Here is a 16,539-nt window from a genome sequence, read left to right on the forward strand (position 1 = left end):
CGGGGTGGGTCGACGGCGCCCGTCGCCCCACCCCGCGGTCCTACTGCTCGGCTGCGACCACCGGCTCGGTGGGCGCGGACACCCGACGATCGAGCTCGACGCCGTGACGGAGCGTCCGGACCTCGACCTGGATCCGTGCTCCAGCCTGCGCCTCGCCGAGGCGCAGCGTCGACTTGGTCGCGCCCGTGACGGGTGCACCGTCGGCGAGCCAGCGATATGCGAAGACCGTGCCGTCGGGCTTCACGCCGGGGAGGACCCTGAGCTTGGCACCGACGGTCGGCGCGCCGATGATCAGCGGACGATCGGGATCGGGTGCGGCGGCGACCACGGCGTCGGTGGGCGCCGAGATCGACGTGGTCGCACGGTAGCCGTCGGCCGCAGCCGTCACGCGCACGGCGATCCGCGCACCGAGGTGCTCCTCGGTCACGGCCAGTTCCGTTCCGGTCGCACCGGCGATCGGCTGCCCGTCGGCGAGCCACTCGTAGGCGAGCTCGGCCCCGTCGGTCGTCGAGGTCGCCGCGGCGGTCAGCGTCTCGCCGACCTTCGGGGTGCCCACCACCTCCGGCGTCGGCAAGCCGACCGCGACGGTGCCCCGGCGCTCGAGCGCGGCATCGATTCCGGATGTCTCCTCGCCGGAGACCACGGTGACGCGCGCGGCCTCCGCGGACGAGCGGCGGTCGCTCCACCACTCGGGCAGGAGGCCGGCCGTGCGCTCGGGATCAGGAACGAACCGCAGCGTGTACTCACCGCCCGGAAGACCCGAGAACCGGTAGGCGCCCTGGAGGTCCGCGAGGTTCTCCCCGACGAGACGCCCGTCGGCGGCGTAGACCTCGACCGTCGTGAACGACGCCCCGAGACCGTCGGCGTCGGTGACGCGACCGCTGATCGTTGCGCCGCGCACGAGCTCGGCATCCACACCGGTCGCGGGCTCCGTGCCGAGCACGAGCTCCGTCGCCGTCGTCGGCGTGGACGCCCCGTTCCACCATTGGACGCCGAGGTCGTTCCAGGCGTGGCCGAACCTGATCGTCACCGGAACGCCGATCGGCAGACCGGTCAACCGGTACGAGCCATCGGCCGCCGTGTCGATCGAGGCGAGCCCGACGCCCAGGGCGGCGTCGGTCGCGGTGACCCACACGCCGCCGATCGGCTCGGCCCCTGCGCCGAGATCCGCGCTGACGCGGCCCTCGACGACGCCGCCCTTCGGGAGTTCCGAGTCGAGCTCCAGCGGGTCCGTCCGCCCCGCCGCGACCGAGACCCGGTGGGTGATCGCGCCCGCGCCGATCCCAGCGGCCGCGGTGAACGTGACGAGGTACTCACCCGGGGCGAACCACCATTCGTAGTTCCCGGACGGATCGGTGCAGGTGCCGTCGCGAGGCGTTCCGTCGAGCAGGCGGACGCTCACGCAGCCCTCGACGGGCTCACCGCCGTGGGTGATGGTGCCGGCAAGGCGCACATCGGGTTCGAGCAGCAAGTCGCTGACGACGTCGCGGTCGGCGGCCACGACGTCGACGAGCACCGGTTCGTGCGTGCTGGAACCGGCAGCCTGCGCCGTCACCGAGTAGCGCCCGGGTTCGAGCCCCGTCACGCGGTACCTGCCCTCGACGGCGTCCGCCCACGTGCTCCATGCCGGCGCCGCACCCTCGCGTCGGATCAGCACCGAGGTCGCGACCGGCTGGCCGCTCGGATCCGTGACGACGCCGCTGAGCACGGTGTCGAGGGTGATCGCGGCGTCCGCACGGGCCTCGCCGTCGATCGGCACCGTCAACGTGCCGGCCCCGGCGAAGTCGTCGCCGCCGCCCCACCACGCGTCGCGGATCGGCCCGCCGAAGTGCACCTTGACTGCGCCGGCCGGAACCCCGTAGACCGAGAACTCCGTCCCGTCGAAGGAGCTGGACGATGCGACGACCTCGCCCGATTCGGCATCGTAGACGTCGATGTCGATGTCACCGTCGTAGACGGAACCGTCGAGGTCGAGCGCCGCGGCGACCCGGCCGAGTCCCGGGAGCGTGTAGTCGCGGGTCACGGTGCCGGTCGCGCCGACCTCGAAGTACCGCGCCGTGTCGCGCGCCGAGCCGTCCCACCACCACGAGGAGGCCGCCCACTCCGACTCGGCGAACCGCACGGCGTAGCGCCCGGCCTCGAGCCCGTCGAACGCGTACGAGCCGTCGGCCCCGGCCACCGTTCTGCGCAGCGGCTCGACTCGTTCGGTGTAGAGCTCGACGATCGCACCTTGCGCTGCGACCGTGCCCTCGGCGGTCATGAGCGACACCGTGCCGGCGATCGCCCCCTCGCCCCCGGCGGCAGCAGCCACGTCGAGGACCGTCTCGCGCTCGGCCGCCACCGCGAACACCTCGGCGCCGGGCCGGTCCTCGGCGCCGCCCGACCAGGTCGTGCGAATGCCGGGGCCCGATACCTCGAGCAGGTAGCGACCGGCCTCGAGCGGGGCGACCGAATAGCGGCCGTCATCGTCGGTCGTGGCACTGCCTGCGGCAGCACCGCTGAACGTGTGGACCGTCACCACGCCGTTCGGCACACCCGCACCGGACCCCGCCACGGTGATGCGACCGGACAGGCTCGCCGCCCGGGCCGGCGTGTAGTCGAGCGTGACGGGATCGCCGCCGACCAGCTCGACCGTCGCCGAGCCGCCGACGTACGGGGTTCCGCTCGGCATCGTGAACCAGACCTCGTAGAGGCCGTCCGCCAGGCCCTCGAGCGTGTAGCGACCGTCGGAATCGGTCGTGGTCGAACCCCAGCCGGGGCCGTTCGCCGACACCTCGACACCGGGGATCGGGGTGCCGTCGACCGCGACCGTGCCGGCGATGGAGCCGCCCCGCGAGAGCCGGGCGTCGATGCCCGTCACCGCTTGGCCCGATTCGACGACCACCGGTGTCGCGTCGTACTCGACCAGCACGTCGTCCCAGTACTCGCGGATGTAGCCGGCCGCCGGCCCCGGCTCGTACTCGTCGGGCGCGAACGAGAGCGTGTAGCTTCCTGCGGAGAGGCCGACGAGCTCGTAGCGGCCGTCGGCGTCCGTCGTCGCGAAGCCCCACGAACCCCAGTTCGAGGCGGCGACATTGACCCCGGGCAGCGGCTCTCCGTCGTCTCCGGTCACCTGTCCGCTGATGCCGCCGCCCGCCGAGAGCGTCGCGTCGAGACCGTCGAGGGTCTCACCGCCGACGACCGAGACGGTGTCGGCGTCGGACTGGTCGGGACGGTCGTCCCACCATTCGCCGGTGTATGCAGAGCCCCACGGGGGGCTGAACTCGAGCGTGTACCGGCCCGCGGCCAGGCCCGCGATCGTGAAGGCCCCGTCCTCGCCCGTCCACGAACTGCCGCCGTACTCGAGATTCCCGTCGACGAGCGCATAGGCGGTGACGGTGGCCTCGGGCAGGGGCGCACCGCCGTCGCCGGAGACGACGCCGGCGAGCGAGCCGCCGATCGCCAGGGTGGCCTCGAGTCCGCTCACCTCGGCGCCGTCCTCGACCTCGAAGGTGTCGGCGTACCACTCCATCGACTGGTCGTTCCACCACTCACCCACGAGCTGCGAGCCGGCGGGCGGCGAGAACTGCAACGTGTACGTACCAGCGGTGAGCGCCTCGAACGCGAAGGCGCCGTCGACGTCGACGTCGACCCCGGCAGCCCACTCCAGGTACTCGCCGTTGTGCCGGTGGGCGCTGACCGTCGTGCCGGCGACCGACGCGCCCCCGTCGGCGACCACGGTGCCCCTGATCGACCCCGTCGCCGTCGGCTCCGCCGGGGCGGGTTCCTCCGCCGGGGCGGGTTGCTCCGCCGGCGCGGGTTCCTCCGACGGGGATGGCGGCTCAGACGAGGAGGCGCCCGAGTCGGGCTCGCTCGTCGGCGCCTCGGACGACGCCGGCTCATCGGCCGGCGGAGCGGTCGGGGACGGCGCCTCGGTCGCCGGCGCGGTCGGGGACGGCTCGACCGCGAAGGCCGCTCCCGACCCCCCGAGCACGAGCGTCGAGGCGAGGAGCGCGATGAGGCCGGCGCGAGTCGCGGCGCGCAGGGTCGGCAGGGAGGATCGAGGACGCACGTGGTCTCCGGCTGTAGGGTTCGGTCTCGGGTGGAACCGGAAGCGCGGCGACAGCGTCGCACGGGCAGGGCCGTGTTCGGATCTTGAGACTACCGACCGTTCGGTCGCGGACCATCACCCCCTTTCGGGGGGTGTTCGCCTACACGTCGCGGATGAGCCCGAGGACCTCGTCGCGGACGGCGGCCATGGTCGGCTCGTCGCCGCCCTCGACGTTCAGGCGCAACAGCGGCTCGGTGTTCGACGGCCGCACGTTGAACCACCAGAACGGCTCGTCGCCCGCCGTCTGCCCGATGACGGTGAGACCGTCGAGCTCGTCGAACTCGCCGCGCCCGGTGAACGCCTCGACGATGCGCGTGTATGCGGCCGGGACGTCGTCGACCACCGAGTTGATCTCGCCCGAGAGCGAGTACGGGTCGAAGCGGGCGCCGAACTCCGAGAGCGGGGCGTCCTGCGCGCCGAACTCGGCGAGCACGTGCATCGCGGCGAGCATGCCGTTGTCGGCGCCCCAGAAATCGCGGAAGTAGTAGTGCGCGGAGTGCTCTCCGCCGAAGACGGCCCCGGTCGCCTTCATCTGGTCCTTGATGAGCGAGTGCCCGACGCGGGTGCGAACCGGCACGGCGCCGGCCGCCTCGATGGTCTCGGGCACGAAGCGCGAGGTGATGAGGTTGTGGATGACGTTGACGTCGGTCTCGCCTGCGGCGCCGACGCGGGCGATCTCGCGGAGGGCGACGATCGCCGCGACCGCCGAGGGGGTGACGGCACCGCCCTGCTCGTCGACGACGAAGCAGCGGTCGGCGTCGCCGTCGAAGGCGAGGCCGAGGTCGGCGCCGTGCTCGACCACCGCGCGCTGCAGGTCGACGAGGTTCGCGGGTTCGAGCGGGTTGGCCTCGTGGTTCGGGAAGGTGCCGTCGAGCTCGAAGTAGAGCGGCACGATCTCGAGGGGCAGTGCGGGAAGCCCTGCGGCCTCGCCGAGGACGGCCGGGACGGTGAGGCCGCCCATGCCGTTGCCGGCGTCGACGACGATCTTCAGCGGGCGGATGCGGCGGAGGTCGACGAGGGTACGGAGGTACGCGGCGTAGTCGGCGAGGACGTCGGCCTCGAGGATCGCGCCGGGCAGCTCGACGGGCGTGATGCCCTGCTCGAGGTAGTCGGCGGCCCGGTCGCGGATCGCCGCGAGCCCAGTGTCGAGCGAGATGCCCTGTGCGCCCGCGCGCGAGAACTTGATGCCGTTGTACGCGGCGGGGTTGTGACTCGCGGTGAACATCGCCGCCGGGGCGTCCATCGAGCCCGACGCGAAGTAGCTCTCGTCGGTGGAGCACAGCCCGATCGACACGACGACGGCGCCGCGCGCGGCTGCGCCGGCTGCGAAGGCCGCTGCGAAGGCGGGCGAGGAGTCGCGCATGTCGTGCCCGACCACGACCCGCCCGCCCGCTGCGCCGACCTCGTCGACGAAGGCGGCGCCGAGCGCCTCGACGGTCTCGGCGGTCAGCCCCTCGCCCACGATCCCACGGACGTCGTAGGCCTTCACGACCGCGTCGAGGCGCGCGCGAGCGTCGGATGATGCAGCCGGAGTCATGCCTTGAAACCTACCCCACCGAGTGCGGTGTGCCGCACGACCTGCCAGCCCACCGGGGCCGAGGTGCGCTCGGCGTGGCGGGCGCAGAGATCGTACCCGTGCGGTTCGCGCACGACCGCGAGCGGGCCCAGCACCGCCGTCGACTCGGCGTAGTCGAAGGTCAACGTCGCAACCGCCTCGGCGGCGCATGCGGTTCGCGAACAACGTCTCATGGCAGATCAAGAGTAGCGATCGGCGCCGACAATAGGATGGAATGCATGCCCCGCTCTCGTCGTGTCGCGCCCAGCTCCCCGAGACGGCTCGCTCGTGACCGTCACGGCCGCGGCATGCGCTCGCCCGTGACCGGACCGCACCTCCCGCTGCTCTCGACCCGGCTCGACGAGTTCGAGCTCACGATCGGCACGACCGTCTCGTACCTGCGCGGGCTCTGGCCCGAGCTCGACGGCGTCGTGTTCGAGGTCGCGCAGGCCCCGGCCGAGGCGATCCACGACGACCACGTCGACCGCTGGAAGGTCTACCACGACGAGCGACGCATCGTCTTCTTCCGACTGCCGATCGTGCGCTTCCTCCGGCTGCAGGAGGGCGAGGACCGCGACGAGAAGCTGCTCGTCGAGAGCTGCGTATTCCGCGCCGTCGCCGACTTCCTCGGCCGCGACCCGTGGGAACTCGCGCCGGGACGCTACCGGCACTTCTGAGGCCGATCCGCCGCCGCTCGATTCGGGCGACGGCGGCCGGATCGCCTATCGCGGCGTGACGACGATCGGCGAGTCGAGCGGTCCCGGCGGGCGGATCGGGAACGACGCCAGGGCTCGCTCGCCCGAGAACGACACCGTCGCGTGCACCCCGGCCGCCTCCACGAGCTCGACCACGCTCCGCGGATCCAGGTCGATCGCCGCCGCCTCGTCGGGCGCCAGCCGGACCGAGCGCTCCTCGCCGTCGACGACGGCCTGCACCTCGAGCTCGTCGTCACCCGGGTTCAGCAGGTGCAGCACCGGCCCGGGCCCCTGCGGCACCGCCACCACGGCGGCATCGAGCAGCGGAGAGGTCGCGACGGTCCAGGCGAGGTCGACGGACGCCTCCTCGTCGGCGCCGTCGGGCGCGGTCTGGGCCTGCGGCGTTCCGGTGGTCGCGCGGGCCGCGGCGACGATCGGCGCATCGGCCTCGAGGGTGATCGTGTAGTCGCCCTCGTCGAGCTCGCCGAGCGGCACGTCCGTGGCCTGGCCCGGCTCGAGCGAGACGTCGATGCTCGTCCCGCCGCCGCCCGACTCCGAAGCCACGCCGATCGAGACCTCGGCGGGCTCGTCGCCGGGCGCGAAGAGCCGCACCACCGGATGGTCGTCGCCCTCGGCGTGGTCGTCGGCGGGGTCGACGCCGCCGGCGGTCGGCACCACGAAGCCGGGGATCACCTGGGTCGTCGCGGGCGGCGCGGTCGGTCCGACGAGCTCGACGCCCGCGGGCGTCAGCCCCTCGACGACCGAGTGCTCGAGCGACGCCGCGATCGCCCCGCCCGTGCTCGCGACGTGCACCACGGGCGAGTGGAGGTTCGGGGCCAGGCCCGCGAGCGAGAGCACGCGCTGCTCCCCTGCGGGCACCGTGATGCCGAGAGCCGACGGGGCATCGACACCGCCGTTCTCCCCGCTGACGCGCACGTCGACGGTCGCGGCGACCGCGCTCGGGTTCGAGAGCAGCACGATGGTGCTCCGCCCGACGTCCGTGGCGCCGCCGACGAGCCACGCCTCGGCGACCGCCTCGTCGCACGCGGCGGCGGCGAATCCGGCGATCGTCTCGCGGTCGCTGCGCTGCCCCTGCGCTCCGGCCAGCTCGCCGACGCCCGCGGCACCGGCCTCCGTCGTGATGGCGAGCGGAGTGCCGTCGCGGTCGGCGTTCGGGTTCTCGGGCGCGGCGAGCGGGGTCTCGGTGATCTCGACGTCGTCGGGCGAGACGCCCGTCGTGACGGAGGTCGAACCGAACGAGACCGCGGTCGTCGCGTCGGTGTCGTCGTCGCCGAGCGCGAGCAGCGGGCCGGGGCAGACGCGAAGCTGCCCCGTCTCTGTGGGCTCCACGACCGTCGACGGCGGTTCGACGCGGAAGTCGGGCCACGGGACGAGGGCCGCCGCCGCGATCGCCGCGGCTGCGATGCCGCCGGCGGCGACCAGGGCGAGGGCCTTGCCGCTCGCGCGGGCGACGTTGCGAGCGAGGTCGCGCTTATCGGCCATCGTCGTCTCCTTCGCTCGCGGGGGCGGGTTCATCGGGGCGTTCGGGGCCCGGCGCGCCATCGGATGCCTCGGCGTCGGAGCCGCCGGTTGGGGCGGGCTCGTCTCGGACTCCGCCGTCGCCGCCCGTCTCCGCTCCGGGCTCGGTCTCGGCCGCCGCTTCGGCATCCGCATCGGCATCCGCTTCCGGCCGCGCGCCGGCCGCGGCGGCATCCCCGGCCTCGTCGGAGGCCGCGACCGGCACCGCGTCGCCTACCGGGGCGACCGACTCGTCGGAGTCGACGTCGCCGCCCGGCTCGGGTTCGGCGACCGCGGATCCGGCGCCGACCGGCGCGGCTGCGGCCGCGCGCGCCGTGCGCCGCGGCTTCACCGGACGACGCTCGGGACGGCGATCCGCCTCCCTGCCGGCACCGGTGGGGATCGAGAGCAGCAGCGTCGCACCGAGGACGAGCAGCTGCACGGCGATGACGACGCCGGCGATCCAGCCACCCGCGTCGGCCGGGATCTGCGCGGCCGGAGCGTCGGGTTCGGCGTCCGTGAACCGCCAGAGCGTGCCGAAGTCGGTCTCGCCGACGGCGACCAGCGCCGGGTTGGCGTCGAGCGCGGTGCGCGCGCGATCGGCCACCGCCACCGCGTCCACGTCGTCGAGATCGCTCGCGTCGTCGAGCAGCACGAAGGACGCGCCGAACTCGTCGACGGCCGCCTCGGCGCCCGATCCGCTGCGCGAGGCGAGGTTGCCGGCGACGAGCGCGAGCTCCTCCTCGTCGGCCGAGAGCGTGCGCGCGGTGGCGGCGAGCGTCGACTGCTCGTCGAGCGTGGTCCCGGTGCCCCGCTCGAGCGTGGCGCGCAGCACCCCGTCGGACTCGGGCGTCAGGCGGAGCGTCGTCACCCTGGGATCGGTCTCGGCCTCGGCACCGACGAACGCCGGCAGGGTGCGGGCCGCAGCGGGCTGCACGGCGACGGAGCCCGTCGCGAGCGCGATCCCGGTCGGCAGCACCGCCGCGGCCATCGCGGCGAACACCACCCACCCGAGCATGGCGCGGCCGCGACGCATGGCGTCGAGCGCGAGCACCGCGGCGAGCACGAGCCCCAGCCAGGCGAGGCTCAGGCCGCCGCCCGTCCAGACCGGCACGGCCGCGGGGCCCGCCGAGGCGACCGAGAGGTGCGCCGCGGCGACCGCGGTCGCGAAGCCGAGCAGGGCGATGCCGAGCGAGAGCACGGCCGCCCTGAGCGAGCGGGTGAGCACCGCCGTGAGCGCGACGATCACGAGCGGGAGGACGAGCGCGCTGAGCGCGATGCGGAAGTCGACCGAGCCTGCGGAGGGGAAGAAGTCCTCCCACCCGCCCCAGGAACCGTCGGGAAGCCCCAGCGCGAGCTGCCAGGTCGACGGGATCCCGCTGCCGGTCGGGAGCCCGGGATCGGCGAAGAGGCCGAGCGGGGTGCCGCGGCGGAGTTGATCGACGATGAGCGGAAGTCCGAGCACGAGTGCGGGGATCGGCAGCCCGATGAGGCGCACCCACGCCCGGCCGCTCACCGCGAGCGCGACGACCCAGGCGACGAGCAGTGCCGGCACGAGGCTCGGAGCGGCGCCGACGAGCGCCGCGAGCAGCAGCGAGGCGGTCGCCGCCGCGGCCCAGGACGTCGCCGCGCCGATCGCGGCGAAGACGAACCAGGCGAGCAGCACGTGCGCGAGCACGGCGCCGGGGCGGCCGTCGCCGAGGGCGACGAGGAACGGAGGGGCGAAGGCCCAGAGCAGTGCGGCGACGGCGCGCACCGACGCCCGGTCGGTGAGGCGCGAGGCCGCGAACCAGGCGCCGACCGCGGCCGCGGGGATCGCGAGCAGCCAGAGCAGGAGGAGCCCGAACGACGGCGCCCAGAACGCCACGGACCCGAGTACCGCGAGTACGCCGGCGAACGGGTCGGCGGCACCGACGAACCCGGTGCCGAGGTCGCGCCAGCCGTAGGCGGCGTTGCGCCAGAGCTCGGCGAGGTCGCTCGAGAGCGGCTGGAGCGCGCCGCCGCCGACTCCGCCGGAGCCGAGGAGCCAGGAGAAGAGTCCGATGGAGGCGGCCGCCGTCACCAGGAGGATCCAGCCTCCACCGGTGCCGATGAACTGCAGCTCGTGCTTGCGCCCCCTGGCGCGCTCCCGGCGCGCCTCGGCGGCGTGCTGGCGGCGACGGCGCATCTCGTCGGGCTGCATGCGCAGCGGCGCGACGGCCGACCAGCCGACCGTGCGCGCCGACTTCAGGGTGCGACGGGCACGCGGCACCTTCGCGCCCGAGAACATCGTCGTGAACGCCGCGGCGAACTCGCCCGGGATCGCCCCGGGCGCCTTGACGAGCAGCAGGCGCACCGAGCGGAGGACGGCGAGCACGAGGAAGCTCAGCCAGTGCAGCGGCACGAGCGGGAGCGGCGCGTAGACGAGCCTGCGGTGCAGCTGGGCCGCACGCGTCGCGCGCACGCGACGGCGCGTCGTGCGTGCGCGCGAGCCGGCTTCGGGGCCCGCGACGCCCACGCCCGCGAAACGCACCTTCGCCTCGGGCACGACGGCAACCCGGTGCCCCGCCAGGCGGGCGCGGATCGAGAGGTCGAGCGCGTCGTCGACGGTGGGCAGCCCCGGGTCGAATCCGCCGAGCGTGCGCCAGACGGTGTGCCGCACGAGGACGGCTGCGGGATCGAGCCCGAGGACGTCGCTGAGCCCGTCGTGCTGGCCCTGGTCGAGTTCGTCGGTGACGATGGCGACGCTGCGTCCGAGGCGGGTGATCGATCGGCCGAACCGGGCGATGCGCTCGGGTTCGTCCCAGTCGACGAGCTTCGGGCCCGCGACGGCGACCGACTTCGCGGTCTCGAGTGCGGCCACGAGCTGCGCGAGCGCGCCGGGCGCCGGCGCGCTGTCCTCGGCGAGCAGCCAGAGCGCGTCGGCGTCGCTCGCGGGGGCCTCGAGCACGCGGTCGGCGGCACGGATCGCCTCGCCGAACGATCGGCGCTGCGAGAGGTCGATGACGTGCGACGGCGAGGCCGCGACGACCTGCTCACGGGCGACGGCGTCGGCCTCGGTGAGGACGACGACGAGGGCGTCGGGCGCCCGCTCCTGCGAGCGAAGGGCGTCGAGCGTCTGGCGCAGGTGGTCGCCGCCGTGGTGCACGACGAGGACGGCGGTGACTCTGGGGAACATCGGGGTCAGCCTAAGCGGCGGACCGCGCGGCATCCGCAAGCGAGGCGGGCGCGCCTCGAAAACGTCGGCCGGAATGCCGAGCGCGGAGCCTGCCGAAGCAGGCTCCGCGCCTCACACCGCCCGCTTGCGGAGCTTGCGCCGCTCGCGTTCGGAGAGACCGCCCCAGATGCCGAAGCGCTCGTCGTTGCCGAGCGCGTACTCGAGGCATTCGCCCCGAACCTCGCAGCCGGTGCAGATCTTCTTCGCGTCCCTCGTCGATCCGCCCTTTTCAGGGAAGAACGCCTCGGGATCGGTCTGCGCGCACAATGCGTCGCTCTGCCACGCCAACGGATTGTCGTCGTCGACCGACGGTCGCACGCCGGGAACTCCCAGCCTGACCGGATCGATGAACCAATCGTCAGGTACTCCAGAACGATATTCAGGACTTCCCATATCGTCTCCCACCCAGTTGTACCGACCACCCAGAGGGTGTGTCACGACCAATTACACCGGTGTAGTTCGTGAGAGTCAAGTCGTAGATCGTAAACCCTCGACTCGCCGTCGAGGCTTCACGAGGGTCACGACACGCCGGGTGTTGAGGAGACGTTATGAATCGGGCGAGGATGCCACGCGCTCAGCTCGCAGCGCGACGCGCCTCCCAGGCGCTCCGCACCATGTCGGTCAGCGAGTGGCGCATGCGCCAGTCGAGGTCGCGGGCCGCGAGCTCGCCCGAGGCGACGATACGGGCGGGGTCGCCGGCGCGACGAGGTGCGACCTCGGGCTCGAACGCGATTCCCGTGACCTCGGCGACCGCGGTCATGATCTCGCCGACCGAGACGCCGTCGCCCGATCCGAGGTTGTAGACCGGCTCGACCGCCTCGCCGGCCTCGAGGCGCTGGGCCGCGACGACGTGCGCCTCGGCGAGGTCGGCGACGTGGATGTAGTCGCGCACGCAGGTGCCGTCGGGGGTCGCGTAGTCGTCGCCGTTGATGCGCGGGGTGCGCCCGTCGAGGAGGGCGTCGAAGACGAGGGGGAAGAGGTTGTGCGGGCTCGGGTCGAACACCTCGGGCGTGCCCGATCCGACGACGTTGAAGTAGCGCAGGCTCGTGTGGGAGAGCCCGGCCGCCCGCGCCTGGTCGGCGAGCAGCCATTCGCCGATGAGCTTCGACTCGCCGTAGGGCGACTCGGGATGCTTCGGCGTCGCCTCCGTGACGAGGTCGACGTCGGGCGTGCCGTAGACCGCCGCGCTCGAGGAGAAGACGAGGTTGGCGACGCCCTTGGCCTCCATCGCGGCGAGGAGGGTCGCGGTGCCGGTGACGTTCTGCTGGTAGGTGTGCAGCGGTCGCTGCACCGAGACGCCGGCGTACTTGTAGCCGGCGAGGTGCACGACGCCGCGGATGCCGTAGCGCTCGAACGCCGATTCGAGGACGCGCCCGTCGAGGATGGAGCCCTGAACGAAGGGGATGCCGTCGGACACGAAGCCGCGTCGGCCCGAGGAGAGGTCGTCGACGACCACGGTATCGATGCCCTTCGCCGCGAACGCCCGCACGACGTGCGAACCGATGTACCCCGCACCCCCGGTGACCAGCCAGCTCATATTCCGCCTCTCTGAGCGGCGGTGTCTCCGGCGCCCACCCGATCGTAACGAACGGGGGCGCAGGAGAGCCCGCCGACCGCTCTGCGGGGAACGGAGGCGGGCTCGATCCGGATCGGCAGTCAGCTGAGTCGTTCGATGTGGCGCGTGCGGTCGCGGATCTCGGGGCGGCCGTAGCCGTCGTCGTCGAGCCGGAGCACGGTGGCGAGGACTCCCCAGACGGCGAGCCCCGCGAGCACGAGGAGGATGATGGTCGTCATGGCGGTAAATCTACGTATTGCCAGATACTGCCGAAAGTGGCAGAGTGGACACTAATCGATCGATTTCTGCCAAGCGGAGGGCACCGTGCTCCACACCATCGCCTGTCTCGCCATTCCCCAGATGGCGCCGTTCGAATTCGGCGTGATCTGCGAGGTGTTCGGCATCGACCGCTCCGAGCAGGGCGGGCCGAGCTTCGACTTCCACGTCGTCGCCGCCGACCCCGGGCCCATCTCGACGAAGCTCGGGTTCGACATCGTCGTGCACGAGGGGCTCGAGTTCGCGCGCACGGCCGACCTCGTCGCGGTGCCGGCCGCCCTCATCGACGAACCGCTCGACGAGCGCGTCGCGGAGGTGATCCGTGACGCCGTCGCCCGGGGCGCCTGGGTGCTCAGCGTCTGCTCCGGCGCCTTCACGCTCGGCCGCGCCGGCGTCCTCGACGGGCGACGCGCCACCACCCACTGGATGTACACCGACCGCCTCGCGGCCGAGTTCCCGACCACCGACGTCGACCCCGACGTGCTCTTCGTGCAGGACGGCAAGGTGGTCACCGGTGCCGGCACGGCCGCAGGCATCGACGCCGCCCTCCACATCGTGCGATCCGAGCTCGGTGCGAGCGCCGCGAACATCATCGCCCGCCGCATGGTCGTGCCCCCGCAGCGCGACGGGGGGCAGTCGCAGTTCATCCAGACCCCCGTCGGCGAGTGCCACAGCGACTCGTTCGCGACGATCACCGCGTGGATGCTCGAGCACCTCGACGAGGACCTCACCGTCGACCGGCTCGCCCGCACCGCGCTCATGTCGCCGCGCACCTTCGCCCGCAGGTTCCGCGCCGAGACGGGTACCACGCCGAACGCATGGCTCAACCGCCAGCGACTGCTGCGCGCACAGCAGCTCCTCGAGGAGACCGACCTCAACCTCGAGCAGATCGCCCGCGACACCGGGTTCGGCGCCGCCGCCGTCATGCGCCACCACTTCGTCAAGGTGCTGCAGACCACGCCGACGGCCTACCGGCGGCTGTTCGGGCTCCGCGTCGCGAGCTGATCGTCGCGGCTGCGAGAATACTCGGATGACGACCGAGCTCGGAGAGAACTGTCGGATCGACCCGAGCGTGCGGATGCACGGCGATGTCACGATCGGCGACCGCACCACGATCTACCGCGGCGGCGAACTCCTCGGGCCGATCACGATCGGTGACGAGGTCTTCATCAACCGCGATCTCTACGCGCGGCCCGGCACCTCCATCGGCGATCGGGTGAACATCGGTCCGTTCGTCCGCCTGATCACCGACACCCACGACATCGGACCGCACCGGAAGCGCGCGGGTGCCGGCAGGAACGATCCGATCACGATCGGCGACGGAACGTGGATCGGGGCGGGCGCGCTGATCGTCGGCGGGGTGACGATCGGGGCCGGCGCCGTGATCGCCGCAGGCGCCGTCGTCACCTCCGACGTCCCCGCGGACGCGCTGGTCGGCGGCGTTCCCGCGCGCGTGATCCGGATGCTCGGCGGCTGAGCGACCGTCAACCGCCGGCCGAAACGGTCGCGAGCCCTTGCTCAGCCAGCCGGTCCTGCATGAGCTCCCACGTCGTCGAGGCGTAGGTGTTCGAGATGTGCGAATGGTCGCGGTAGACCTTCACGTGGCCCGCCACCGTCCGACACTGCGCCGCATCGCAGAAGGCGTCGCTGAGATCGATGCCGTGGCCGCCCGGCATCCGGCGGGCGGACTCGTACATCTGGTCGTACTCGGCGAGCACGTCAGCACGATCCCGCGCGCACGCCTCGACGCCGTCGATCCCCTCGCGCTCCACGCACGCCAGGCTTTCATCGCTCGACTTCGGGTAGTCCCTGAGCACGACGACGTCAGTGCCAGCGTCGATGAGCGGTTGCCACGCATAGCCGAAGGCCTCCTCGGCCGCTGCCGCGGACGCCTCGCCGCTCGAATCGGCCCAGGCGCTCGCGCCGTGGGTCGAGGTCGCGAACCAGTCGAGGGGCGGCCCGGCGAGGATGTCGGCCTGCACGTTGTCGACCCACTCGGCGCACTCCTCGCTGAGCCACACCTCGGTGCCGATCCGCTGCGGCGTGGCGAACTGGCATCCGTTCTTGTACCAGACCCGCAGCTCCCAGCCCTGCTCCTCGGCCACGCGCTCGAGTGCGGGGAACCAGGCGATCGCGTGCGAGTTGCCGATGAGTCCGATCCTCGTCTCGGAGCCGACGGCGCCGTACGCGCACATCTTCGCCTCGGCGTGGTACTTCTTCACCGCGCAGTCGGTCTCGGGCGTCTGCAGGTCCTCAGCGACGGCGCCGAGCGGCACGACGCGATCGCCCAGAACCTCCTCGCGGCAGTCGGGATCGCCGTTCAGGACCGCCAGCGCGCCGAAGCACGAGAGCCCCTCGCCGCTGAGCGCCGCGAGTTCGCGCCGCTCGGACTCGTTCGCGAACGTGACGGCAGTGAGCGACCCGACGGCCACGGCGAGCACGGTCGCCCAAGCGACGACGAGCGCCAGGTTGCTTCGCCGACGCCTCGGCGCCTCGGTCGATCGCGACGCACCCATCAGCGGACGCTCGATCCACCTGGACGTCGCCCACGCGAGAACGACCGCAGCGACGATCACCGCGGCACCCGACTTCAGGCCGAGCTCCTCCCGTCCGAGGAGTGTCCGCGCGACGATGAGGAGCGGCCAGTGCCAGAGGTAGATTGCGAAGGCGAATCCGCCCATCCAGACCAGCGCCCGGTGGTTGAGGAACGCGTTCGCCGCAAGCGAGTCGCCCTTCTGACCCGAGGCGAGCACGAGTGCGGCGGCCGTCGTCGGCCACAGCGCGGCGTACCCCGGGAAGGACGACTCGACGGGGAGGAACGCGGCGCACGTGACGATGCCGAGCAAGCCGACCCAGACCATCACGAGGCGCATCGGCCGCGCGATGCCGATGCGGGGAAGCACGAGCGCGACCGCCGCACCGAAGGCGAACTCCCACACGCGGGTGAGCGGGCTGAAGTAGGCGAACGCCTGGTCGTCCGCCGTCTGGACGACGGACCATATGAAGGACAGCACGGCGAGCACGGCGATGACGACGACCAACGTCCGTTTGGTACTCCCGCGCCGTCGCCGCGCGATCCACACGGCGGCGAGGACGACGAGAAGCCAGATCACGTAGAACTGACCCTGCACGGACATGGCCCAGAACTGCTGCACCGGCGACTTCGGCTCATTCTGCGCGAGGTAGTCGACCGACTGGAACGCGAGAGCGAGGTTCTCGACCGAGAACAACGAGGCGATGGTCTGCTCGAACGTCGACGCGCGGGCCGAAGCGGGCAGCACCGTCCAGGCGAGGAGCATCGTCGCCGACAGCACGACGAGCGCCATGGGAGCGAGCCGTTGGCCGAGACGTGCGAGGTACTCGCCCGGACGGGCGGTGCCGTAGCGCTGCACGTGACCGAGCAGGGTCAGCGTGATGAAATAGCCCGAGACGACGAAGAACACATCGACGCCGCCGGACACCTTCGCGCCCCAGATGTGGAACCCCGCCACGAGCAGGGCGGTCACCGCCCGCAGGCCCTCGATGTCGTTGCGGAACGACGGCTTTCGGACGCCGGTGGCGGCGACCCGCGCGGCGGCCGCGCTCTCAATGGCGGTCATCGACCCTCGTCATGGATGCGAATGAGCCTCGACTGACGGCTCAGCCGACAAGATT

At 72.5% G+C, this 16,539-nt stretch carries 11 protein-coding genes and 1 pseudogene; 3 read left to right on the forward strand and 9 right to left on the reverse strand.

Annotation, left to right across the window (positions count from 1 at the left end; genetic code table 11):
• Nucleotides 1–40: 40 nt before the first annotated feature.
• The 3 genes and pseudogenes from ACFVTH_RS18435 to ACFVTH_RS18445 all read right to left on the reverse strand — a co-directional run.
• On the reverse strand, nt 41–4,051 hold the full coding sequence (locus tag ACFVTH_RS18435; protein ID WP_387094146.1) for a carboxypeptidase regulatory-like domain-containing protein: 4,011 nt from the start codon (nt 4,049–4,051) through the stop codon (nt 41–43).
• 139 nt (nt 4,052–4,190) lie between these two features.
• Nucleotides 4,191–5,627: a phosphomannomutase/phosphoglucomutase gene (locus ACFVTH_RS18440; RefSeq protein WP_387094149.1), complete on the reverse strand. Its 1,437-nt coding sequence runs from the start codon at nt 5,625–5,627 to the stop codon at nt 4,191–4,193.
• Between the two features lie 32 nt (nt 5,628–5,659).
• A pseudogene (locus tag ACFVTH_RS18445) lies at nt 5,660–5,839 on the reverse strand (DUF3499 family protein); the annotation flags it as partial.
• A 126-nt stretch (nt 5,840–5,965) separates the two neighbouring features.
• Here ACFVTH_RS18445 and ACFVTH_RS18450 point away from each other — a divergent pair.
• A complete protein-coding gene (locus tag ACFVTH_RS18450; RefSeq protein ID WP_386937423.1) occupies nt 5,966–6,322 on the forward strand; it encodes a hypothetical protein in 357 nt (118 codons plus the stop codon).
• 45 nt (nt 6,323–6,367) lie between these two features.
• Here the strand turns inward: ACFVTH_RS18450 and ACFVTH_RS18455 are convergent, their stop codons facing one another.
• The 5 genes from ACFVTH_RS18455 to ACFVTH_RS18475 form a co-directional block, all read right to left on the reverse strand.
• Nucleotides 6,368–7,843: a DUF5719 family protein gene (locus ACFVTH_RS18455; protein ID WP_387094152.1), complete on the reverse strand. Its 1,476-nt coding sequence runs from the start codon at nt 7,841–7,843 to the stop codon at nt 6,368–6,370.
• Entirely contained in the window at nt 7,833–11,015 is a 3,183-nt protein-coding gene (locus ACFVTH_RS18460; RefSeq protein ID WP_387094156.1) for a glycosyltransferase, read from the reverse strand. The genes ACFVTH_RS18455 and ACFVTH_RS18460 overlap by 11 nt, the downstream gene beginning before the upstream one ends.
• A 111-nt stretch (nt 11,016–11,126) precedes the next feature.
• Nucleotides 11,127–11,447, reverse strand: coding sequence for a WhiB family transcriptional regulator (locus ACFVTH_RS18465; protein WP_386937428.1), 321 nt, complete (start codon nt 11,445–11,447; stop codon nt 11,127–11,129).
• Nucleotides 11,448–11,628: 181 nt separating this feature from the next.
• Entirely contained in the window at nt 11,629–12,591 is a 963-nt protein-coding gene (gene galE / locus ACFVTH_RS18470) for a UDP-glucose 4-epimerase GalE (RefSeq protein ID WP_387094159.1), read from the reverse strand.
• A gap of 119 nt (nt 12,592–12,710) precedes the next feature.
• Nucleotides 12,711–12,848 (reverse strand): hypothetical protein, encoded by a 138-nt coding sequence (locus ACFVTH_RS18475; RefSeq protein WP_387094162.1) that lies wholly within the window; start codon nt 12,846–12,848, stop codon nt 12,711–12,713.
• Nucleotides 12,849–12,933: 85 nt separating this feature from the next.
• Between ACFVTH_RS18475 and ACFVTH_RS18480 the strand changes: the two genes are divergently transcribed.
• Both ACFVTH_RS18480 and ACFVTH_RS18485 read left to right on the forward strand, forming a co-directional pair.
• On the forward strand, nt 12,934–13,890 hold the full coding sequence (locus ACFVTH_RS18480; RefSeq protein WP_387094164.1) for a GlxA family transcriptional regulator: 957 nt from the start codon (nt 12,934–12,936) through the stop codon (nt 13,888–13,890).
• A 25-nt stretch (nt 13,891–13,915) separates the two neighbouring features.
• Nucleotides 13,916–14,362, forward strand: coding sequence for an acyltransferase (locus ACFVTH_RS18485; RefSeq protein ID WP_387094167.1), 447 nt, complete (start codon nt 13,916–13,918; stop codon nt 14,360–14,362).
• Between the two features lie 7 nt (nt 14,363–14,369).
• Here ACFVTH_RS18485 and ACFVTH_RS18490 read toward each other — a convergent pair whose 3' ends face one another.
• Complete coding sequence (locus ACFVTH_RS18490; protein WP_387094170.1) at nt 14,370–16,484, reverse strand: acyltransferase family protein; 2,115 nt, start codon at nt 16,482–16,484, stop codon at nt 14,370–14,372.
• Nucleotides 16,485–16,539 lie beyond the last annotated feature (55 nt).

The organism is Agromyces sp. NPDC058104 (genome assembly GCF_042884835.1).
Classification (GTDB): Bacteria; Actinomycetota; Actinomycetes; order Actinomycetales; family Microbacteriaceae; genus Agromyces.